The 22,884-nt window shown below is 49.4% G+C and carries 20 protein-coding genes and 1 pseudogene; 20 read left to right on the forward strand and 1 reads right to left on the reverse strand.

Annotated features, from left to right (window positions below):
* Window positions 1–84: 84 nt before the first annotated feature.
* A complete protein-coding gene (locus tag BM412_RS01615) occupies window positions 85–864 on the reverse strand; it encodes a hypothetical protein (protein WP_091213043.1) in 780 nt (259 codons plus the stop codon).
* A gap of 461 nt (window positions 865–1,325) precedes the next feature.
* Here BM412_RS01615 and BM412_RS32010 point away from each other — a divergent pair, with 461 nt between their 5' ends.
* The 20 genes and pseudogenes from BM412_RS32010 (at window position 1,326) to BM412_RS01720 (ending at window position 22,878) form a co-directional block, all read left to right on the forward strand.
* The gene (locus tag BM412_RS32010; protein WP_177245606.1) at window positions 1,326–1,946 is read left to right on the forward strand and encodes a hypothetical protein; all 621 of its coding nucleotides are present in this window, start codon (window positions 1,326–1,328) and stop codon (window positions 1,944–1,946) included.
* Window positions 1,947–2,580: 634 nt separating this feature from the next.
* Window positions 2,581–3,246, forward strand: coding sequence for a DUF2642 domain-containing protein (locus BM412_RS01630; RefSeq protein WP_090977246.1), 666 nt, complete (start codon window positions 2,581–2,583; stop codon window positions 3,244–3,246).
* A gap of 114 nt (window positions 3,247–3,360) precedes the next feature.
* The gene (locus BM412_RS01635) at window positions 3,361–3,585 is read left to right on the forward strand and encodes a hypothetical protein (protein WP_091213050.1); all 225 of its coding nucleotides are present in this window, start codon (window positions 3,361–3,363) and stop codon (window positions 3,583–3,585) included.
* Window positions 3,586–3,597: 12 nt separating this feature from the next.
* Window positions 3,598–4,020 carry a spore coat protein gene (locus tag BM412_RS01640; RefSeq protein ID WP_091213052.1) on the forward strand — a complete coding sequence of 141 codons (423 nt, stop codon included), beginning with the start codon at window positions 3,598–3,600 and terminating at the stop codon, window positions 4,018–4,020.
* Between the two features lie 228 nt (window positions 4,021–4,248).
* A complete protein-coding gene (locus BM412_RS01645; protein WP_090977785.1) occupies window positions 4,249–4,740 on the forward strand; it encodes an Lrp/AsnC family transcriptional regulator in 492 nt (163 codons plus the stop codon).
* A 13-nt stretch (window positions 4,741–4,753) separates the two neighbouring features.
* Window positions 4,754–5,971: an aminotransferase class I/II-fold pyridoxal phosphate-dependent enzyme gene (locus BM412_RS01650; protein ID WP_091213055.1), complete on the forward strand. Its 1,218-nt coding sequence runs from the start codon at window positions 4,754–4,756 to the stop codon at window positions 5,969–5,971.
* Between the two features lie 108 nt (window positions 5,972–6,079).
* The gene (locus BM412_RS01655) at window positions 6,080–6,292 is read left to right on the forward strand and encodes an aspartyl-phosphate phosphatase Spo0E family protein (RefSeq protein ID WP_240547782.1); all 213 of its coding nucleotides are present in this window, start codon (window positions 6,080–6,082) and stop codon (window positions 6,290–6,292) included.
* Window positions 6,293–6,382: 90 nt separating this feature from the next.
* Window positions 6,383–7,564, forward strand: coding sequence for an MFS transporter (locus BM412_RS01660; protein WP_091213057.1), 1,182 nt, complete (start codon window positions 6,383–6,385; stop codon window positions 7,562–7,564).
* 275 nt (window positions 7,565–7,839) lie between these two features.
* Window positions 7,840–8,415 carry a cob(I)yrinic acid a,c-diamide adenosyltransferase gene (locus tag BM412_RS01665; RefSeq protein WP_091213060.1) on the forward strand — a complete coding sequence of 192 codons (576 nt, stop codon included), beginning with the start codon at window positions 7,840–7,842 and terminating at the stop codon, window positions 8,413–8,415.
* Window positions 8,408–9,373 carry an RluA family pseudouridine synthase gene (locus BM412_RS01670; RefSeq protein WP_091213062.1) on the forward strand — a complete coding sequence of 322 codons (966 nt, stop codon included), beginning with the start codon at window positions 8,408–8,410 and terminating at the stop codon, window positions 9,371–9,373. The genes BM412_RS01665 and BM412_RS01670 overlap by 8 nt, the downstream gene beginning before the upstream one ends.
* A gap of 39 nt (window positions 9,374–9,412) precedes the next feature.
* Window positions 9,413–9,775: an arsenate reductase family protein gene (locus BM412_RS01675; RefSeq protein ID WP_091213065.1), complete on the forward strand. Its 363-nt coding sequence runs from the start codon at window positions 9,413–9,415 to the stop codon at window positions 9,773–9,775.
* A 28-nt stretch (window positions 9,776–9,803) separates the two neighbouring features.
* Entirely contained in the window at window positions 9,804–11,009 is a 1,206-nt protein-coding gene (locus tag BM412_RS01680) for an aminotransferase class I/II-fold pyridoxal phosphate-dependent enzyme (RefSeq protein WP_256256076.1), read from the forward strand.
* On the forward strand, window positions 11,010–11,945 hold the full coding sequence (locus BM412_RS01685; protein WP_256256077.1) for a 5'-3' exonuclease: 936 nt from the start codon (window positions 11,010–11,012) through the stop codon (window positions 11,943–11,945).
* Window positions 11,946–12,174: 229 nt separating this feature from the next.
* Window positions 12,175–12,960 (forward strand): annotated as a pseudogene (locus BM412_RS32815) (sugar-binding domain-containing protein); the annotation flags it as partial.
* Between the two features lie 1,960 nt (window positions 12,961–14,920).
* Entirely contained in the window at window positions 14,921–16,006 is a 1,086-nt protein-coding gene (locus BM412_RS01695; protein ID WP_091213072.1) for a Gfo/Idh/MocA family protein, read from the forward strand.
* A 490-nt stretch (window positions 16,007–16,496) separates the two neighbouring features.
* Complete coding sequence (locus tag BM412_RS01700) at window positions 16,497–17,168, forward strand: ABC transporter permease (RefSeq protein ID WP_371264694.1); 672 nt, start codon at window positions 16,497–16,499, stop codon at window positions 17,166–17,168.
* Window positions 17,169–17,183: 15 nt separating this feature from the next.
* Window positions 17,184–18,062: a carbohydrate ABC transporter permease gene (locus BM412_RS01705; RefSeq protein WP_091213074.1), complete on the forward strand. Its 879-nt coding sequence runs from the start codon at window positions 17,184–17,186 to the stop codon at window positions 18,060–18,062.
* A gap of 76 nt (window positions 18,063–18,138) precedes the next feature.
* Entirely contained in the window at window positions 18,139–19,725 is a 1,587-nt protein-coding gene (locus BM412_RS01710) for a type 2 periplasmic-binding domain-containing protein (protein WP_091213076.1), read from the forward strand.
* 111 nt (window positions 19,726–19,836) lie between these two features.
* Window positions 19,837–20,847: a LacI family DNA-binding transcriptional regulator gene (locus BM412_RS01715; protein WP_091213079.1), complete on the forward strand. Its 1,011-nt coding sequence runs from the start codon at window positions 19,837–19,839 to the stop codon at window positions 20,845–20,847.
* 27 nt (window positions 20,848–20,874) lie between these two features.
* Window positions 20,875–22,878 carry a right-handed parallel beta-helix repeat-containing protein gene (locus tag BM412_RS01720; RefSeq protein WP_091213081.1) on the forward strand — a complete coding sequence of 668 codons (2,004 nt, stop codon included), beginning with the start codon at window positions 20,875–20,877 and terminating at the stop codon, window positions 22,876–22,878.
* Window positions 22,879–22,884: the final 6 nt, after the last annotated feature.

The raw sequence follows: 22,884 nt of genomic DNA on the forward strand, positions 1-22,884 counted from the left end.
TCCTTAGGCAAAAGATAAAGCCTATCGCATTCGATAGGCTTCAGCTTATTTACACTATGCGGGTAGATGTCTATTGGTCACAGATTATCGGCCGCGGGAGCCGTTGGAACCGCGCGAGCCTTGGGAGCCGCCGGTGCCGCGGGAACCGTTGGAACCGCGCGAGCCTTGGGAGCCGCCGGTGCCGCGGGAGCCGTTGGAACCGCGCGAGCCTTGGGAGCCGCCGGTGCCGCGGGAACCGTTGGAACCGCGCGAGCCTTGGGAACCGCCGGTGCCGCGGGAGCCGTTGGAACCGTGGGAACCTTGGGAGCCGCCAGTGCCGCGGGAGCCTTGGGAACCGTTCGAGTTACGCGAGCTGGCTGCTACCGGGCCAAGCAGCAACGCGTAAGAATAGCCCCAGGAGCCGTTTGTATCTTGTGTCGGCTCAACGCCGGGCCAACCGCAAGAACCGTTGGAACCTTGAGTACCGCCGGTACCAGGCGAAGCGTTATTGCCGCCGGAACCTTGAGTGCCTCCTGTACCGCGCGAACCGTTAGTACCGCGGGAGCCTTGCGTACCGCCAGTACCAGGCGAAGCGTTATTGCCGCGGGAGCCTTGCGTACCGCCAGTACCACGCGAGCCGTTAGTACCGCGGGAACCTTGCGTACCGCCAGTACCACGCGAGCCGTTAGTACCGCGCGAACCGTTAGTGCCACGGGAACCTTGGGAGCCGCCAGTGCCGCGGGAGCCGTTGGAGCCACGGGAGCCTTGAGTACCGCCGGTACCTTGGGAGCCATGGGAACCTTTAGAGCCGCGAGATCCTTGCGTACCGCCAGTGCCTTGGGAGCCACGAGTGCCGTTGCTTTTATTGTTGTTGTTGTTGGACAATTGAGAATTCATCTCCTTTTAATAGATTCTATACAAGCTATGTCGCGAATCTAGTAATCGCACTGGGTCATATGCTTAATCTTATAGAAAATAGATATCAATCTAGTACCGCTGACATATGGGATACATATAAATACATTATAAATTGTCTCCCATGATAGATTTCACCGGGGCAAGTAATGGAGGGATGAATGTCGAAGCGAGATGGATGAACCGGTATTTTGGTAGTCGTGATCGTAACGTAATTTGCGCCGGTGGTCTACGTGGTACAGGTCAAAATCTATTAATTATGGAGGGATTTTGGTATGGATGTCAGAAACAATGCAGTCAGCTACAAACCATTTGGAGCGCTTGCGAACCAAGGGGCGGGAACAAACTCATGTTGCGACAACAACAGAAGCCACAAGAGTCACAGAAGTCACAAGAGTCACAAAAGTCAACATATGGGAGGTCACAATTTCTTGGAATCTCAAGTAGGTATGGTGGTCCGCATCAACCGCGGTGGTCCTGAATCGGTAGAAGGAAGATTGCTATCTGTTCAAAAAGGTTACCTTGTATTGAAAACAAAAGAAGGCGTCGTATACGTTAACACTTCCCACGTGAAAAGCGTAACGGATGTTCCAGGACAAACTAGCCGATTCTCTACCGCTAAATTTGTAGAAGCTGATAGCTTTCCAGGCGTACTTCGCAACCTGACACGTAAGTTCGTTCAAATCAACTGGGGTGGACCAGAACGCATCGAAGGTTTCGTAGCAGGTGTCGGAAATGAAGCATTGCTGCTCGTAGTTGGCCCTGAATTGGTTCAAGTTCCGTTGTACCACATCAAAACCGTTAAAACAGCAGGTGCGTATGCAAGCGGCGGCAGCAGAGGCAGCAAAGGCAGCAATGGCAGCAAAGGCAATAGCAGCAGCAGCGGCGGCAGCGGCGGCAGCGGCGGCAGCGGCGGAACTGGCGGAAGCGGTGGAAGCGGTGGAAGCGGTGGAAGCGGCGGCAGCGGCGGTAATCGTTCCGGACGCAACAACGCAACGAAGAAAACGAATAAAAAAGGAAACAAAAAAACCGGCTACTATGGTGGTAAATAAGGCTGATTGCAAGCCGGGGCGAACGAAGTCTGCCAGCCCCGGCAGCAGCCTTGCTGTACCTCTCATTGACATGCAGCACTAGACTTACGCATGCCATTCATCTGTTCATCTGTCTATCTTGATGCACACTCTATCAGGGCTGCTGTATCTTAATTACCGCACACAAATACCTAGACGTATCTCGACCCTATCGCACTGTTTGAGTCTACGGGACACGTCGGCAGCAGAGAACGTATCTATCGTACTAACTGATCAAGCCTGCAGCATGAAATGGCATAGTCACACGAAATGATTGTCGAATGGCAGCTGGTAACGATTTGGCATCAAGGTTGTCGTCGCAGCCCGGGCTGGGTTCTTCTTATGGATCCGGCCTAGGGGTGCCGATCGAATGGATGTCTGCAGCCGGTGTTTCGTCCTGCCGCAGTTCGCGAGATTTGGCATGCGAAGGCTCCCCGGAATATCCTCTTGTTTGCGTTCGGTATGGATAGGTTGTGGACGGCTTACAGCGATCATACTCCCGAACATGTGGAAGAATCCGCCTTCTGTTACGTTGTCATCCCGGCAGGACTGCTTGCCAGTCTACTCTGTCTATATGCATGAACGCAATTAATAGGATGAAAGGAGGTCGATTTTCATGAAACATCGTCACCCTTTATTAGACCGTTATGTCGAGCTTGATATTTCGGGAAAAACAATTCCTATTCGCGGCAAATTGATTGATATAGGTCAAGATATTCTCGTGCTTCATAACGGTACGCAATTTCTCTATGTTCCTTTAATCCATTTGCAGCAGCTCCGTCTGGCCAAAAGTGAGGCTCAAGAAATAGACGTGCCGGAATTACCTTTCGAACCGCAAAATGATCCTATCTCCTATCGCAAAGTGCTGATGAATGCCAAAGGGATGTTCTCTGAGCTTTATATCACCGGCAATCAATCTATCCATGGCTATCTCACGAGCGTGATGAATGATTTCTTCGTCTTTTATTCACCGGTCTACCATTCCGTCATTATTTCACTGCATCATCTCAAATATTTAATTCCTTACAATCCTAACGTGACGCCGTACACGTTAACTCCGGAGCAGTTTCCGCTAAAACCATCACCTATTACACTTGCGCGTACCTTTGATCAGCAGCTGAGAAAACTCATAGGTGAATTCGTTATTTTGGATCTCGGCGAGAATCCGAACAAGATCGGTGTCCTCAAAGGCCTCGACCAAAATATGATCGAACTATCGACAGCGGGCGGGAATGCGGTATATTTGCACTTCGATCACGTAAAGACAGTCCATCTTCCTTAACAAGAACCGTCACCGGCTTCTTCCCCGCATGCGGAGAGGCCGGCTACATAGGAAATACCGATTGCGGGAATGGTATTCAAGTAATGAATGCAATGGAAATATAGGAGGGACACAATGCTTCAACCGATAACTGCCAAAGAAATGGAGTATGTGGTGGATTCGTTGTCAAACGAAGATTTGCTCATCAAACAAAATGCGGTCATGGCCGCTTCAGCGACGACACCAGCGTTAAAGCAAGCGGGAATGCAAATGATTCAAACCCACCAGCAGCATACGCAAATGCTGCTTCAAGCGCTCAGCCAGCACCAGCAGCTGGCGCCGACTCAGCCGCAAAATTAAAGGAGGAACAGCATGTTTCAACAACAAGGACAAGCCCAGCCGATATTGTCAGACGAAGACCTGGCCTACACGGTCTTAGCAGACCTAAAGCGTGTTGTTCGCGAGTATGCAACAGCAGCCACTGAATCAAACTGTCAAGATATTCGGCAGTTGTTTACCAATTTAATGAACAGTACGCTGCAGATGCAGGGACATCTCTATAAAATAATGGAGCAAAACAATATGTACAGCGCATCATCAGCGGCGTTGCGCCAAGAGATTGACAAGCAGCTGAAGCAAAATCAACAAACCTCACAGAAGACGCAGCAGTTCCTGCAGCAATTGAATCTTGGGTATGGCGGTTATCGCAGCGCGCCTGTTTACGGACAGTATCATCCGCCTCAACCTTCCAATCCCAATCCAGGGCCGGGAAATGCCAATCCTTATTACATGTAACCTCCATGCCGCCCTATAGCTGTCAAACACAAGAGCTGCCGCGAAATGCGACAGCTCTTGCATTATTTTCCGGTTGACGGCAAGAAACGTTGTCCAAAGCAGGCGGGCTGCCGCGCTTTTCTACTTTGCAGGATGCTTGGATTCGTTGTAATATAGTCTTTATAGCTATTTCACATCGCGAGCTTGTAAGCTTTGCGGGACGATTTGAAGAATCAGGAGGGTTTGACGATGAATGAACGGAAAATGCAAATACTTGAACTGCTGAAAGAAGATGCAAGACGCAGCGCGGAACTGATCGCGACAATGCTGGACGCGCCAGCGGCGGAGGTGAAGCAAGCGATTGCGGAGATGGAGCAGGATCACGTCATCGTCAAATATGCGACCGTTGTCAACTGGAGCAAGGTTGAAGATGAGAAAGTAACCGCACTTATAGAAGTCCAAATTACGCCAGAGCGCGGCCGCGGCTTTGAAGGCATTGCGGAACGCATTTATTTATATCCGGAAGTGAAATCGGTTTATCTCATGTCGGGTGCCTATGATTTGCTCGTTGAGGTGCAAGGGAAAACGCTTAAAGACGTTGCTTCCTTCGTATCCAATAAGCTGTCTCCGATCGATGCCGTACTTTCCACCAAGACCTTTTTTATACTTAAAAAATATAAGCAAGACGGCATTATATTCGAAGAGCATGAAGACGACCACCGTCTTCTCGTCTCGCCGTAAAGGATGATTGCTTATGATAAAAGATGAAGAGAAGCAAAGCGGCACGCTGACGCGCCGCACGTCGATGGCAGATTACTTGTCTCCGCAAGTCAGAGGAATCAAACCTTCCGGTATTCGTCGATTTTTTGACTTAGCAAGCGGTCGTAAAGATATTATTACACTTGGTGTCGGCGAGCCTGATTTTGTAACGCCATGGCATGTGCGCGAAGCATGCGTCTATGCGCTTGAAATGGGCAAGACACAGTACACCTCGAATGCGGGAACACCGGAGCTTCGTGAAGAGATCGGGATCTACATGGACCGTGAATTCGATGTGGCTTATAATCCCGCGAACGAGATTCTCGTAACCGTCGGCGGCAGCGAAGCGATCGACTTGGCACTGCGTGCCTTGATCTCGCCGGGCGACGAAATCTTGGTTCCTGAGCCTTGTTACATTTCCTACTCTCCGATTACCGCGCTGAGCGGCGGGGTGCCCGTCGGGGTAGAAACCTTCGCGAAGGATCAATTCAAGCTGACGGCTGAATCGCTCAAAGCAGCGATAACACCTCGTTCGAAAGTGCTCATTCTCTGTTATCCAAGCAATCCGACAGGCGGCATAATGACGTATGAGGATTGGCTGCCGATTGCTAAAGTCGTGGAGGAGAACGATCTTATCGTCATTTCCGATGAGATTTATGCAGAGCTTACGTATGGCTCGAAGCATGTCAGCTTCCCTTCGATGCCGGGCATGAAGGATCGCACCATTCTGGTGAGCGGCTTCTCGAAGTCGTTTGCGATGACGGGCTGGCGGATCGGTTATGCTTGCGGGCACAGCGAGCTCATCTCGGCTATGCTGAAGATTCATCAATATACGGTCATGTGCGCATCGAACATGTCTCAGGTGGCTGCTCTTGAAGCGCTGCGTAACGGCATGGATGAAAAGAACCGTATGGTGGAATCTTACAACCAACGTCGCCGGCTCGTCGTGCAAGGATTCCGTGATATCGGATTGCAATGCCATGAGCCGCAAGGCGCTTTCTATGCATTCCCATCCATTGCCGGACTTGGCTTAACCTCAGAGGAATTTGCCACGGGATTGCTGAACGATCAGAAAGTTGCTGCAGTGCCCGGTGATGTATTTGGACTTGGCGGAGAAGGTCATCTGCGCTGCTCCTATGCGACTTCCGTGAATCAAATTACGGAAGCGATTGAGCGGATTGGCAATTACGTTAGGAAACTTAAGGGAAATTAAAATAGGTATACTCATTTTTGTCAGACTTTGTTATAATTTAATAAAACTTTATAAACGCATTGCACAAGCGTCGTTAGGTTTTGTTGAGTGATGACAGGAGGGATGGCCATGACTTGTGCGAAAACGGGTCTTAAGCTTTTGTCCTCATCATCTATACGCCGATTGGAAGACGAAATATATGCGCTGCGCATGAAGATGGAACAGTCTTATGTCGAAGAAGCGACATTCGGCTCTGAGAAAGTGATCGACTTAAGCCGCCGTCTGGATAAGAAGATAAATGAATATATGCAATTTAGAAGAAGCTGGGCGCAGCAGTCGTAAAGATTCGTGCCGATGATTCTTCACCTGAGAAGGGGTCCTTAACAGGACTTCTTTTCTTTTTTGCAACTTGAAGAGGAGTTTAGAAATACCATGAAATCACCTGCTAACTTACGAATATTCAATTTTTTGTATTTTGCATTGCTGGCGATGTTTATTTCGTTTCTGCCTGTCTATCTGGATGCTCAGGGGCTTACTGCAACGAAGATTGGATTTATTATTGGCACCGGCGGCTTTGTTTCGCTCTTCGCTTCTCCGCTCTGGGGGATGGTTAGCGATCGGAGCAAAACCATTCGAAAAGTATTGCTGGTGCTGATTTTCTGTTCCACTATAGTTGGGTATATGCTCTATGCCTCGGGCAGCTTTATTCTGCTTGTTGTCTTTACGATGCTGCTCTATTTCTTCCTTTTGTCGATGGATCCGCTAACGGAAAGCTTGAATTTCCAGACGGCCGAAGCCAGAGGCGTCAGCTATGGTTCGATCCGGACGTTCGGCGCATTGGGGTATGCGGTGATGTCGCTGGCTGTTGGGTATGTAATGAAGTATTTCGGTGTTGACGGCATGGCTCCGCTCTTCGCTGTCATCGGGGTAATCAGCTTCATCGTATGCTTCACGCTAGCGGATGCGCCTGCTGCCAGCAAACCGGTTAAGCTCAAGAAGCTCGGTCAATTTCTAACGCATCGTGAAACGCTGATGTTCCTCATCCTGATCTTCATTGCGGCTGTCCCATCGCGGATCAATGATACTTACCTAGGTGTCTACCTGCGTGAGCTGGGCGGCGGCCCGGAGCTGATCGGACAAGCATGGTTCCTCGCGGCAGGGACCGAAATTCTTGTGTTTGCGCTAAGCTTCTGGTGGATGCGCAAGGGCAGGGAGCTGGCGCTGATCGCTTTCGCCAGCCTATTCTACTTCGTGCGTTTCTTCCTCTCGGCTTGGATTACCGATCCGCACTTGCTGGCTTACTTGCAAGTGCTGCAGATCTTCACGTTCCCGATTTTCTATACAGCGGCCATTCAATATCTCTATCGCATCGTTCCCGAGGAGTGGCGTGCTACCGGCCAAACCGTGCTGGCGCTCCTGTTCTTCGGCGTATCCGGCATCGTCGCCTCCTACGCAGGCGGATGGCTGTATGAGTCGGTAACCGGTCATACCTATTATTTGATCATAGCAGGTCTGTCATTCTGCGCTTTGCTGTTCAGCCTCGTTCTTCTTTCTATCTATGGGAAGAAGGAGCATGGCGGCAGACAGGGAATCCCCGCCAGTTCAGCGGAATGATGTCTGCTGTGCGGGCATATGTGCTATAGTGGAGCTAAATGTGCTGAACGGAAGAGTCTTGTGCCGAGCACAGTAGCGGAGTGGGCGGAATCGTTGTGAAGAAGCGTCAGCGTTCGCTTTTGTCTCCCGGATTTCTACCTATAAATCATTTATACAATCAAAGAAATCCGGAGGACAACGGCGATCGTAACAATGATCCGCACGCGCAGCGACCGAGCTTGAATGCACTTCGCATCTATTTGGATGGATGAAAAAAAAGGATGGTGGTGAGCCCCTTGAAACTATATACACGTACCGGAGATAGCGGAGATACATCGGTCAAAGGCGGCCGTGTTCGCAAGGATGACAGCCGGGTTGAAGCTTATGGCACGGTTGACGAACTGAACAGCTTTGTCGGCCAGGCGGCTGCGATTGCCGTTCGTGATGGCTTGAGCGAGCTCGCAGCGGAGCTGACGGAAATCCAGCAGGAGCTGTTTGATTGCGGCTCGGACCTGGCTTTCGCCGACCCGAGCGGACGCGATTTGAAGCTGACCGATGCGTCAGCAACTCGTTTGGAAAGCTGGATCGATTCGCATACGGCGGCGTCGCCGGAGATTAAGCGATTTATTTTGCCCGGAGGCAGTGAGGTGTCTGCCCTGCTTCATGTGTGCAGAACGGTATGCCGAAGAGCGGAACGGCGCATCGTGACCCTGGCTGCAGAAGTGCCGGTGCACCCGCCGGTAAATACGTATATGAACCGATTGTCCGACTATTTCTTCGCGGCCGCACGATTCGCGAATGTGAAACTCGGCATACCGGATACCGAATATATTAGGAGCGCGGACGTGTTTCGCACAAAGAGCAATGACTAATTCCGTCTATTATGAACCACTAACCTTAGTTATCGAAGAAGAGGACAATGGAAAGATCGTCCGCAAAGTGCTGGAGCGGCGTCTTGGTGTTTCTCGTAAACTGCTGTCACGCCTGAAACAGACCGATCATGGAATCATGATTAACGGAGGACGCGTCTATACGAATGACCGTGTTGCCAGCGGTGACTTGTTAGAGCTTCGCATGGAGCAGGAAGAGTCGAATGATATTTTGCCGCAGCCGATGGAGCTCGATATTGTCTATGAGGATCGGGACTTGCTGATCGTGAATAAGCCGCCCGGCATTGTGGTTCATCCCACTCAGGGGCATTATACCGGGACGCTTGCCAACGGGGTTGTCTATCATTGGAAGCAGCTCGGGGAGCGGGTGCGGTTTCGCCCGATTCATCGGTTGGATGAGGAGACATCAGGTCTTGTTGCCATTGCGAAGACCCCTTATATTCATCAACAGCTCTCGGATCAGCTTCAGGCCGGCGAAGTGGATAAACGGTATCGCACTTATGTGTACGGCAGTCCGGCAGAGGCAGCCGGAACGGTAAATGAACCGATTGACCGGGATACGATCAATCCTCATTTGCGCGTCGTAACGCCTGATGGCTATGACTCGATCACGCATTACGAGGTGGAGTCGGTCTACGGCAACGGTGCGGCAACGAAGCTGAATATTAAGCTGGAAACAGGCCGGACGCATCAAATTCGGGTGCATATGAAACATCTCGGCTGTCCGCTGCTTGGGGACAAGCTGTATGGCTATGCAGGTGAAGGCAAGGATGCTGAGGCTCCTGAGGTGTCGGCTTCGCTGGAAGCCTTATTGCAGCGGCAAGCGCTGCATGCTGCGATATTGTCGTTTACGCATCCGATTACGAAGGAGCGAATGACCTTCGAGGCGGCATTGCCGGAGGATTTGCGGCAGCTGGAGGCCGAGCTGCGGAAGCTGTAATTACGATATTATGAAATGGACTGGAGATAGAGGTAAGCCATGAAGAAACTGACAATCTACGATTATCCGAAATGCGGGACCTGCCGCAGTGCAATCAAGACGCTCAAAGCAATGGGCTATGAGTTGGAATCACATAACGTGTTTGAGACCGCGCCTTCCGTAGAGACGCTCCAAACGCTTATTGCCAATAGCGGTTTGGAAGTGAAGAAGTTCTTTAATACTTCGGGTGAGGTGTACAAGGAGCTGGGGTTGAAAGATAAGCTGCCGGGGATGACGGAGCAGGAGAAAATCGAGCTTCTCGCCTCGAACGGCAGATTGATAAAGCGGCCGGTAGTTACGAATGGCAGCACGGTAACAGTAGGCTTCAAGGATGAGGAATACGATCGGGTTTGGGGCAACTAGCGCAGAGAGCTAAGGAGGTACTCGTCAGGTGACAACTACGAAAGAATGGCGTGCGGATCGATTGTCAGAGCTTGGCTCGTCTATATTCGCCGAGGTAGCAGAGTGGAAACGAGAGGCCTTGCGCCTTGGGATGAATGTCATTGACCTTAGCATCGGCAGCCCGGATTTGCCGCCTTCGCTGCCAATCCGGCAGGCATTAAGCGAAGCCGTACTGCGCGAAGATGTTTATGGCTATCCGGGCTCCAAAGGGAGCGTGAGATTTCTGCGTCAGGCCGCCGATTGGCTCGCATATCGTTTCGGCATCGAGGTTGATCCGGAGCATGAGCTGCTCTCGTTAATGGGGTCGCAGGATGGACTGGGACATTTGGCTTTATCGCTTTGCAATCCGGGCGATATTGCGCTGGTTCCCGATCCTGGTTATCCGGTCTATATGGCGGGTCTCGCGGTGGCGGGCGTGGAACCTTACCGCATGCCCTTGCTCGCAGAAAATCAGTTTCTGCCTGATTTCGACTTGATCCCCGATGAAGTATGGCAGAGAGCCAAGTTTATGCTGCTCAATTATCCAAGCAATCCGGTATCGGCGGTTGCGGATATTCCATTCTTCGAGCGAGCTGTTTCCTACGCCAAGCGCCACGGCGTATTGATCGTGCATGATTTGGCTTATTCGGAGATGGCTTTTGACGGGTATAGACCTCCTAGTATTTTGCAAGTGTCAGAGGCAAGTGAAGTAGCGGTAGAGTTTCATTCGCTATCGAAGAGTTTCAATATGGCAGGCTGCAGAATCGGCTTTCTGGCAGGGAATCGGAAGGCGATAGCTGCGCTGCGCGAGCTGAAAGCGAATATCGATTACGGCGTTTTTCTGCCTGTTCAAGAAGCGGGCATTGTTGCTTTGCAGCAGGATATGCTGGGGGATCAACCATCTATAGGAGCTCTCTATGAGACGAGGCGTGACCGGTTCATTGAGGCACTTCGAGAGCAAGGTTGGGAGATTGCATCGCCGAAAGCGACGATGTTTATATGGGCGAAGCTGCCTCCTATGCAGTGGCAATTGTCAGAGCCTTGGACATCGCGTCGCATTTCCCGGGAAATGCTCGAACGCACCGGAGTTGCTGTAATTCCCGGTGATGCGTTCGGCGAACAAGGGGAAGGATATGTCCGCATTGCTTTAGTAGAGAAGGAAGAGCGACTAGTTGAGGCCGCTGAGCGAATCGGGAGATTCATCAGAGGCGAGTAGATGAAATTGGGGAGAGATATGGGGATGCAAGAAACGAACAACCGGAGAGTGCTGCTCGTTGACGGAATGGCGATCTTGTTTAGAGCTTTCTATGCCACGTCTTACACGGGCTATATTCGTAAAACAAGTGCAGGCCTGCCGACAAATGCGGTATATGGCTTTATTCAATATTTCTTTGATGCGATCAATACGTTTAAACCGACGCATGTTATTTGTTGCTGGGATATGGGCAGCAAGACGTTCCGTACCGAACAGTTTGCTGACTACAAGGGAAATCGGGGCGAGGCGCCGCTCGAGCTTATTCCTCAATTTGAATTGGTAAAAGAAGTCGTAGAGCAAATGGGCATTCAGAACGTCGGCGTCGTCGGCTTTGAAGCGGATGATTGCATCGGTACGTTAGCGACACAGCTGAGCGGAGAGGCGGAAGTTTATGTCCTGACCGGTGACCACGATATGCTGCAGTTGGTTAGTGAAACGGTGAAAGTAGTCATCATGAAAAAGGGCAAACTGAACTATGCAGTCTACGATTTGGCTTTGCTTCTGGAAGAGAAGCAGCTTTCGCCAAGCCAAGTTATTGACCTGAAGGGTTTCATGGGCGACACAAGCGACAATTACCCCGGCGTTAAAGGCATCGGCGAGAAAACAGCACTCAAGCTGATTCTCGAATATCAATCGATTGAAGGCGTTCTGCTCAACCTTGATAAGCTGCCAAAAGGCGTGCGCAGCAAAATCGAAGCCGATCTCGACATGCTTCACCTGTCACGAGACTTGGCGACAATTCGCTTGAACGCGCCGGTTCGCTGCGACCTGTCAGCATGTACTTGGCAGATCCAAGTGGAAGCTGCAACACGTAAGTTTGAAGAGCTTGAGTTTGGCGGTCTGGTTAAAATATTAGAGGGTCATCCGACCTTTAATTTGGATTTATTTTCGGTATAGTCATCACTAGAGAAGCCGCGGAGCGTCAGGAATTTGGACGCTTTGCGGCTTTTTTGCGCGCAAACAGATTGGAAATGCCTGCTTGACAGACAAAAATATCCCATGCTAGTCTGTAACCGCTACCAACATGGGGGTACTCAGGTGTACGGAGGGGGACGAGGGAACAACGAGGGTGGATCTGATTATCGGCTTTACGTAGGATCATCGAGGTCGAAAGGGTGAGGTATTCATGCTGCAGCAATCGGTAAAACTGACGGAAAACTGGAAGCTGTTATTTGATTTTGACCATCGCTATGATAGTGCTGCTGAGGCGCTTGGAGCAGGCGAATGGCAGGAAGCGCAAGTGCCCGGCTGTTGGGATGTGCTGACGGATAACAAGCTGTCGGACGGAGCCGTGTGGTATAAGTTGTCGTTTGAGGCGCCCGCCGGCTGGCAGGGACAACGAACGGCTTTTGACTTTGAAGGTGTGAATTATTTCTGCGAGCTATGGCTGAATGGGCAGCGGATCGGCGAACATGAAGGCGGATGGAGCGGTTTTCGCATTGAACCGGGTAAAGCAATAAACGTTGGCGGAACGAATGAGCTGGTACTCCGCGTTTACAAGCAAGGCGACAAATATCCGCTGCGGCAATGTTTGGCCGGGTTTCTGCCGGATGTAGGCGTCATCTTCGGCGGGATATGGAAGCCGGTTCAACTCGGTGTGGTACCGGAAGGCGAGCTTGCGGACGTGTTCGTTCAAACGCTGCCGGGTACGGAAGCAGTTACCGTCAGCTATCGCTTGGAAGGCGATTCCTCCGAGGGTGCATGGACGATTCATGCCGTTCTTCATGCGCCGGACGGATCGATCTCCACCGAGGTCACGCTGCCGGTATCCGTCGCTGCGGGTAACATCGGCGCCGTGGAGATTCCGGCCGGAGCGAATATCAAGCTCTGGTCGCCGGAAAGCCCCGACCTGTACAAGCTTGCATTAACGCTCGAGCGGAACGGGCAAGCGGTAGATCATTATGAGCATCGCTTCGGCATGAAGCACTGGTCCATTGCAGGCGAACAGCTGCTGTTAAACGGTCAGCGCATTCATCTGAGAGGGATTTTGCATTGGGGCTGGTATGGCGATCTGGTCGCACCGATACCGGATCGCGAAGCGATCCGCACGGAATTGCTTCGCCTTAAGGATGGCGGCTTTAACATGGTGAAGCATTGCTTGTACGTGCCGGTCCGCGATTATTTCGAGCTTGCCGATGAGCTGGGTTTCGTCATCTGGCAGGAGCTGCCGATGTGGCTGCCTGAGGTGAACGAAGAGTTCAAGGCGCGTGCGTTCTCGCAGTATGAGGCGATCATTAAGGAAATTCGCAGCTACACCTCGATCGGTGTTTGGACACTTGGCTGTGAGCTGAACCATGAGGCGGACGCTGAATTTCTGAAAGACTTGTACGAGCAGGCGAAGCGGCTGACGGGCGGGGCAATCATACGCGACAACAGCGGTTCAGGCGAATGCTACGGAGGGTTGCTGAAGGAATATGCCGATTTCTACGACTATCACTTCTATACGGACGTTCACTTCTACCCGGATTTGCTAAGCCGGTTCGCATCGCCTTGGCGGGAGAAGAAGCCGTGGGTATTCGGGGAATTTTGCGATTACGATGAATTCAGGCCGCTTACGCAAGTGATCGAACAAAAAGGGGAAAGGCCATGGTGGCTGAAATCGGATCCTACCGTCAACCCTGTAGCTCGAGACGCACGCTGGCAATATCACCGCCAGGATGAGAAATTAGCGCTGCTTCCACTTCCGTTTACGGAAGAAGAGCTGACTGCAAATGCACGCGAGAGCGCATATGTATACCGCAAATCCGTGCTCGAGCAAGTTCGTGCGTTTCCGCACATCAATGGTTACACGCTGACGTCGATTCAGGATTCCGGCCTCGCATCAAGCGCCGTGTTCGATGATTTTGGCGAGTGGAAGCAGCCTCCGGAGCGTTTCCGGCAAATTAATGGCGCCACTATGATCACGGTCACCTGGGATGCCCGGAGAAATTGGATCAACGGCGGCGATCGTTTGACGACGTGGGACCCGAACAATTACGCCCCCGGCGAGGCGGTCAGACCTCATTTAGCGGTATCGCATTATGGTGCGGATTCGATTCGTGCAGCAACGCTGCGCTGGAAATGGACGATTGACGGACAAGCTGCAAACGAAGGCGCTCGCGAGGTCGAAGCACTTCAAGTAGGGGACTTCAAGGAAGTGGCTGTGGCAGAATGGACCTTTCCCGAAACGCGAACCCCTCTTCAAGTTCTGCTGCAAGTAGAGTTGGAGTCGGAAGGACGAATGGTCGCAACCAACTCGTGGCCGATCTGGGTACTGCCGAAGTCAGCGCGATCTGAGAACGAGTTTGCCGCAATTGCAGTCGATGACGCTAACGGAATGTTCCACAGCTGGGCAAGTCAGCATCCGGGCATTCGTGCATGGTCCGAAAGCGGCGAGATCAATAACGATCATGTCCAAGTGCTGCTTACGACAAGATGGACGGAGAAAATGGAGCGCTTCGTCGCGGCAGGAGGCAAGGCGCTGTATATCGAGCGAGGATACGGACCGCTTGCCGTTAAGCGCGCGCCGTTCTGGCGGGAATCGCTGCAGCTGTTTCATCAGCATGCCATTATGAACGATTTTCCGCATCAGCACCATACCTCCATGCTGTTGTTTGGACTCGCGACTGATTTGGTGCTCGATCGTTTGGAGCTTGGCGAACACAAACCAATAATGGACCGCTTGGATGCCAGAATATTTGAGCTTGACCGTTATATGATCGAGGAGCGTATTGGAAAAGGCGTTCGAATTGCGACTACCTTACGTCTGGAAGGCGGTCTTGGCAGCCAGCCCGACGGTCTTGAGCGTAATCCGGCAGCAGTCTACCTGCTCGATAGCATCTTGAATTATCTGCTTCCGATGAACGAATAATCGCAATAGGAGGGCATGCAGCATGGAAGGACATGGAAGGTTTACAGCAATCGGCCGCAGGTTCGGTATCGGCATTGTCGGCCTCGGCGAAGGCAAAGGACTCGTAAAGGGATTGGCTGGTCATCCGGAACTGAAGGTAGTCGCAGTATGTGATTCGAACGAACAGCTTGCAGAATCAATCGCACGTCAATATGCCGTTCCTCACTTTTACAGCTCGCTCGAGGCTATGCTGGCTCGAGAGGATATTGATTTCGTCGCGATTTATACGCCGGATCAAATGCATTTCACGCATATTCGTCAATCGTTCGAAGCGGGCAAACATGTGCTTTGCACGAAACCGCTCGTCAATTCGCTAGACGAAGCGAGAGAGGTGCTTGCTTATGTGCGGTCCAATCCGCAGCGCCAGCTTATGGTTGGACAAAGCTCGCGTTTCTTCGGTCCGATGCAGCATCAGCGCGAGGCATTTGAGGCTGGCAAGCTTGGAACGCTGAGCTTCGCGGAAACGCAGTATGTTCACGACATGCGCTGGTTTTACAACGAACGGGCTTGGGCGCGTGAAGGCGGCTTCGACCTTCTCTTCGCTTGCTGCTCTCATCCTGTAGATCTCATCCGCTGGTACATGGGTGACGTGGAAGAGGTCTCTGCCTATAGCAGTCAATCGGACATTGCGATTGCAAACGGGTTTGACGGCCATGACATGTTCGTCATTAATTTGAAATTCGTAAGCGGCAAGATCGGACGCGCGCTGGGACTTTACGGCTTGGAGCATCTGCATCAGACACGTCCTTGGATCGAGGTCGCTTTGTACGGAACGAAGGGAACCTTCATCGGCAAATACCCACAGCTGGAAGCGCAGATCAAGTATGAAGGCGAGAAAGAACGGACGGAGCACTACTTCGAGGATATTTATCACTATTTTCAGTTTGAAGGCGTCAATCACCATGCCGGCGAGTTTGTTAATTATACCGAGCATTTTGCAAGATGCTTGCACCAAGGGAAGCGAGCGATGCCGGACGCGGAGGACGGTTTCAAGACGATCGCGACGTTGGAAGCCATTCGCCAATCCATTCGTACGGGCAGCCCGGTTCGAGTTGTTGCTGGGGTGTAATCCCATCTTTAATTTTACTTTGCAATCGATTGCAAAAAAACCGTTGCAGGAATTCATGCAATCGATTACAATAACTTCAAGAATAGGAAGTGTAAATGTTTGCAGGTGAACTTGCGAAGTTATGCAATCGATTGCGAAACAAGATCATAATGTAGTCGATTGCATAACTTTGTTTATGATACTAATGGATTGAGGTGCAGAGATGCATGTAGCTACTGGTGATGCGAAGACAGTACTAAATCCTGCTAGACGAAGTAAGCTGCAGAAGATGAAAAGGGAGTTAAATCGAGGTAAATACGTGTATTTAATGCTACTTCCTGTGATTCTCTACTACGTCCTTTTTCATTATCTACCGATGGTGGGGATCGTCATCTCGTTTCAAAATTATGCTCCGGGCGTAGGTTTTTTCGAAAGCAAATGGGTGGGGTTCAAACATTTTACCGATTTTTTTAACAGTTATTACTTTTGGAAGTTGATAAAGAATACGTTGTTGTTAAATTTCTGGCTGCTAGTATTCGGGTTTCCGGCACCTATTCTGCTCGCTCTTCTGCTCAATGAAGTTCGGAACGCGCTTTTCAAGCGGGCGGTGCAGACGATCACGTATATCCCGCACTTTATATCTATGGTCGTCATTGTAGGGATGATTAAAGATTTCTTATCGACAGACGGCTTGATCAATCAACTACGCGGCCTTGCCGGAGCTGAAACGATTTCCTTTCTTCAACTACCTGATTTCTTCCGAACGATTTACGTTACAAGTGATATTTGGCAATCGATAGGCTGGAGCTCAATCATCTACTTTGCGGCCTTGTCTGCTGTAAATCCCGACTTGTATGAAGCTGCGGAAATCGACGGAGCCGGCAGATTCAAGAAAATGTGGCATATTACGCTGACTGCCATTCAACCGACGATCGTCGTCATCTTGATTCTAACGATTGGCACCTTGCTCAGCTCTGGATTCGAAAAAATATTGCTTCTCTATCAGCCGCTTACATACGAAACGGCAGACGTTATTTCAACTTACGTTTACCGTAAAGGGATTCAAGATTCTTCGTTTAGTTTCGCTTCAGCAGTAGGACTGTTCAATACAGTGGTTAATTTTATGTTGCTTATCATAGCGAATAAAATCAGTCGAAGAGTTTCCGAGAGCAGCTTGTGGTAGGAGGGAGCGGCAGTAATGGTTTATAAACAATCACTAGGCGACCGGATTTTCGATTGTATGCTTTATATCGTATTAACGCTGCTAATGCTTACAGCCTTTTATCCACTCTACTTCATTTTTGTCGTATCGCTGAGTTCCATTGGCGAAATTGCTAAACATGGCTCTCTTATGTTCATACCTCGTGGATTCACTTTGGAGGCATACAAGTCTGTCGTTGAAAATCCTTACATCTTACGAGGGTTTAGGAATTCCGTTATGTTTGTTGTGCTCGGCACTTCGATTAACATGATCATGACGATTTTCGCAGCTTACGGCTTATCACGGAAATGGTTGATGGGACGAAAAGTGTTGATGTTCTTGATTGTTGTCACCATGTTTTTCAGTGGCGGTCTAATCCCAACCTTTATCGTCGTGCAGAAGCTGCACATGTATAACACCATATGGGCGCTAATGCTCCCGGGTGCAATGTCGGCCTACAACATGATTATGATGCGAACCTATTTCCAGGGCATTCCTGAAAGCTTGGAAGAATCAGCCAGGATTGACGGCGCGCATGATTTTCAAATTTTGTTCCGCGTTATTTTACCGGTTTCGATGCCAATCATTGCAGTTATGATTTTATTTTATGCAGTAGGCCATTGGAATTCATGGTTCTCCGCATCGATTTATTTGCAGAATCGGGAGCTCTTTCCACTGCAACTTATTTTAAGAGAGATATTGATTCAAGGCCGGGTATCCGATTTTGGCGGAGATACTTCGAATGTAGCGGCTCAGGTAGCGAAAAACTTGAAGTACGCGACGATTATTGTGAGTACGGTGCCGATCTTGCTTATTTACCCGTTCATTCAAAAGTATTTCGTGAAGGGGGTCATGCTCGGCTCATTAAAGGAGTAGCTATCCGCGGAGCAGCAGTTAGTACCACCTCAGTTTTGGCCTTTCGGCAATTACTTACTAGGGGGAAGTTACTTTTATGAAGAAGACTCAGAAAGCTATTGGTTTGGCATTATCGATGATATTAATCGTAATCCTCGCCGCATGCGGCGGAAACAACAATGCGGACAAGTCCACAACTGCTGAGACGAATACAACGGAGAAAGCAGAAAATGCTGAAAATAAAATGACTGAATTTAGCCTGTGGACGTGGCTTGGCTCGGTTGAATCATGGGGCGGCAAAAGCTACGATGAAGTAGAAGCTTATCAGGAACTGGAGAAGCGCACAGGAGTTAAAGTCAAATACGTTCATCCGACTGGCGATGCAACAGAATCCTTTAACCTTATGATGACTTCCGGTGAAACAACGGATGCGATCTGGTACAGATGGAGCCCGGAAAGAATGCAGCAATACTTTGACGCGGGGAGAATTATCGATATTTACCCATTGGTAAAAGAGCATGCTCCTAATCTATTGGCCATTATTGAATCCGATCCTGTTATTAAGAAGCAATTGATCGATCCACAAGGCAGAATGTTCTATATGCCATGGATTACACAGGACAAATTTCTAGGCTTCGGAGAAGGCTTGGCGATGCGTGAAGATTGGTTAAATACCGCTGGTACGGGCATCCCGAAAACGAACGATGAATTGTACAACACATTGAAAGTGATGAGAGAGAAGAAGGTTAGCGGCTCCAAGCCTTTCGTAGGCCTGACAGGCTATCCTGGGCAAATGTACAAGCTGTTCTACGGATTCGGCGTTGCGGATGACTGGTTCTTGGACAATAACAAAGTGGTGTATGGTCCGACTTCCGACCGCTACAAAGATGCGTTGAAATGGTTTAAAAAAATGTATACAGAAGGCTTGATCGATAAGGACTACCTGACAAACGAGCAAGATATTTACAACAAACATATTGCAGAAGGCCAAGCTGCGGGAATTATCGACAATACAGACGCACAAGGAACAGCTGCAAAAATGGCTGCAGACGGGGGGAATTCGTTCAAATTTATAGGAATCCCTTACATGCAATATAACAGCAAATCCGTCTCGCTTAATTCGACAGCCAAACGGATCGCTCAACCATACGGATTGGCAATCTCCAGTACAGCAAAAGATCCAGCTGCGATCGTTGCATATCTCGATTACGGGTTCTCCGATGAAGGGAAAACATTGTTCAATTGGGGCGTCGAAGGTGACACGTTTGAAATGAAAGACGGCAAAAAAGTATACACAGACAAAATCATGAAGGCAACTGCAAACGTCCCAGGCGTCGAAATGACGAAATATGTAAATCCTTGGTGGATTACAGTAACTGACCCAGATTCCGCGAAAGCGTTGCTCGATGCTGATGGTTTGAAAACTCGTGAAACATGGGCGGATGTGGACGTGTCAATGGCGTTTGAGCCGACGCTCTTCATGACAACAGAAGAGAATGACACAATGGCAAGTGCTTCGACTGATATTGGCACATTTAAAGATTCTATGAGAGATGGCTTCATTACCGGCACGAAAGATATTGATGCCGAGTGGGACAGCTACGTGAAGACATTAAACGATATGGGGATCGAAAAAGTCCAGCAAGTTAAACAAGCTGCGTACGACAGATTTGCTGCCAAATAACTACTAAAAAGTGGCGTCTCATACGTCTATACAGACAATGGGACGCCCCCTTATCGTTCTCGATTAATTTAGAGCAGTTCCTACAACCAACGAATTGGCCAGGTGAATGCAATGATAAGTATTTATGACATAGCGAAGGCCGCAAATGTGTCGGCTGCTACTGTATCTCGCGCGTTGGCTAATAGTGATAAAATTAGCCTCTCATCCCGAGAAAAGATTCAAAGAATTGCTGAAGAAATGGGATATCGCCCCAATTTTGTTGCTCGCAATCTCCGTCAAAAATCGACTTCCATGATCGGACTTGTACTCGACGACATTTCCGATGAGCTTAGCGGATTTATTGCTAAAGGTGTTGAAGACGAAGCCAGAAAAAACGGATTGTGCGTGCTATTGTGGAATATTCAACATGATCCAGGGAGTGAGAAGTCTGCCATACAGTTCTTCTCCAGCCTGAAGCTCGATGGCGTCATCTTTGCGGATACAACGCTTAATTCTTTTGACGACTATCCCGATCTGCAAATACCTACTGTTCTTATTAACCGATCTGTTGATGATGCTTCTCCCGTTCCGTGCGTTCTAACGGATGATTACTCAGGGGCATACGATGCGACACAATTTTTACTCAAATTGAAACATCGTAAGATTGGCTATATTAACGGTCCTATGGAATGGAATGCAAGCCAAGTGCGGTTGTCCGGATATTTAGATGCGCTTAGAGTACATGAGATCGAGCCTTGTGATGACTATATTACACATGGGGATTGGTACGAGAAATCAGGGTATGAATTAGCCAAAAAGATGCTGCAGCTAACGGATCGCCCAACGGCGATTTTTGCGTCCAGCGACATGATGGCTTCCGGTGTATTGGATGCGGCTCGTGAGCTTGGTATTTCAGTACCTGATCAATTGTCGGTTATGGGTTATGACGATCGCCAAATCGCACAGTATATGAGACCGCGTCTAACTACGATCTCATTGCCGCTTTATGACGTAGGTGCCACAGCTATTAAAGTGTTAAGCGGATTAATTTCGAATAAAGGCGATAGAGACCGCAAGGGGAATGAATTTCTTATTAAGGGAAGAGTCATAGAGCGAGAAACGACAAGAGCACTGCTCAATTAACCTGATTGCCGAGGAGCTGTATATTTCATGGGTATTATCGTAAAGCCGTATTCCGGCATGATTATTTCGGAGGATGTTACGTTTGAGCCTGGAGAGTATACGTTTACAGATGGGCGCGGCATCATTGTGGCAGGTAATGGAATTTCCATTAACGGAAACGGTGCGATTATTCGCGGAAGAGGAAAAGAAGGCAAAAAATTCAGCTATTCCGGTATCGGCCTCTTCGCTAGCGGCTTTAATAATGTCACTGTTAAAGACTTGACGATGAGTGGATTTCAAGTCGGAATGAAGATAATGAATGGCATGAACTGGACAATAATGGGCAACGACCTTACAGGCAACTACACGGATCCTGATTTCGGCTGGGGCGATGGGGAAGCGTACGGAGCGCTTTATTTGGAAGGCGTTTCGCATAGCTTAATTACTGGAAACAAAGGAAATAACGTATGGAATGGGCTTAATTTGAAGTATAGCGATAATAATGTCGTGACGGAAAACGAAATGTCGCATTGTACGAACGTTTGCCTTAAATTATGGGGTTCGTCCAATAATGATATTTCCAATAATGTGATGAATTATGGAATTCGAATTTCCCCGGGGGAAGTACATGCTCGCGACTCATCCTCTGTTCTGATTGAGAACGGCTCTAATGACAACAAATTTATGTTTAATAATTTCACCCATGGTGGAGATGGCGTGTTCATTCGTTCTTTGAATGGATGGGTTAGTAGAAGGAACTATTTTGAAGGAAACGATGCTTCCTATTCCCACAACAATGCTTGGGAGGTATGGGATCCGGATAACACGTTCGTGAATAATAAAGGCAATTATTCCAGTTATGGATTTTGGCTTGGCGGTTCTTGCCATGCAGTACTGATCGGGAATGAAGCTGCTTATAACGGTACAAGAATTTCCAATGCTCCGGAGCCCTTTGGAAATGCCGGCATTGCCGTAGTAAATGGATCTAGCAGCCATTTCGTTATGCGCAACAATCAAATTCATCATAACAAAAGCGCCGGGCTTGCGATCGGGTTCAAAGAAGGATACGAGTCCTATCACTGGATCATCGAGCAAAATGTCATTACGAACAATGATACGTACGGCATTTACCTCAAGCATGCCAACTGGATCAATATTACAGGAAATGTAATCGAAAACAACAGACTTGGCGACGTACATCAGGATGTAAATGTTTCCGGCGTCGTATATAGTCCAAGTACGACTGTATCTACAATGCTGCCTCCTAAGGCAAATGCACGATTGGTGACTTCGTATCCGGCAGCCGGACAGCTTGTGCAATTCGAGGCGAGTGGCAGCGAAAGTTCGAACGGACGAGAGCTTTCGTTTCGATGGGAAATGGGAGACGGCTCTGTTATGGATGAAGCTGACGTTAGCCACACGTATGCTCTGCCTGGTTTCTTTCGTGCCTCGTTGACGGTCAGCGATGGCGAATTATCGGATTTGGCTTGGTTTGATCTCTATGTTGTACCGAATCCGGCTTCGGTGCTACTGGCGCTGGCTTCGGAAACGGCGAAGGTGGTTGTTGAACCGAATGGTAAGTTTGCATCTCTGCAATTGGATGACAGCCTATATGTTCAGAACGCACCTTCAATTCAGCTTGAATCTATTAACACGTTGACTCATATCGATTATCCGATTCAAGAAGGCGCCAAGCTTGCACAGGCGAATAAGCTAGGATTTTGGATGAAATACCAGCATGAGATGAGCAATGGTTTCGGTCACGGACAGATCATTATTAAGCTCGTACAAGACGACGACAATTACATCCAATACGTGAGCAATCACCCATATTATAACTGGAGCAAAATTGCCTCTGAGGCTAGGTATGGATGGAGTTATTTCGAGTTGCCTGTTGGTGGCAGCGAATTTAACCCAGCTAAAGATGCATGGCAAACCAGCACTGTCGGAGCTCCGAAAATGGAACGTCTTGAGCGGGTGTCTTTCGCGTATAGCTCTCACGGCGGATACTTCAGCTTATGGCTCGATGAGGTTGCATTCATCAACTACTAACAACGA

Source organism: Paenibacillus sp. BC26, from assembly GCF_900116125.1.
In the GTDB taxonomy this organism is placed as follows: domain Bacteria; phylum Bacillota; class Bacilli; order Paenibacillales; family Paenibacillaceae; genus Paenibacillus_Z; species Paenibacillus_Z lignilyticus.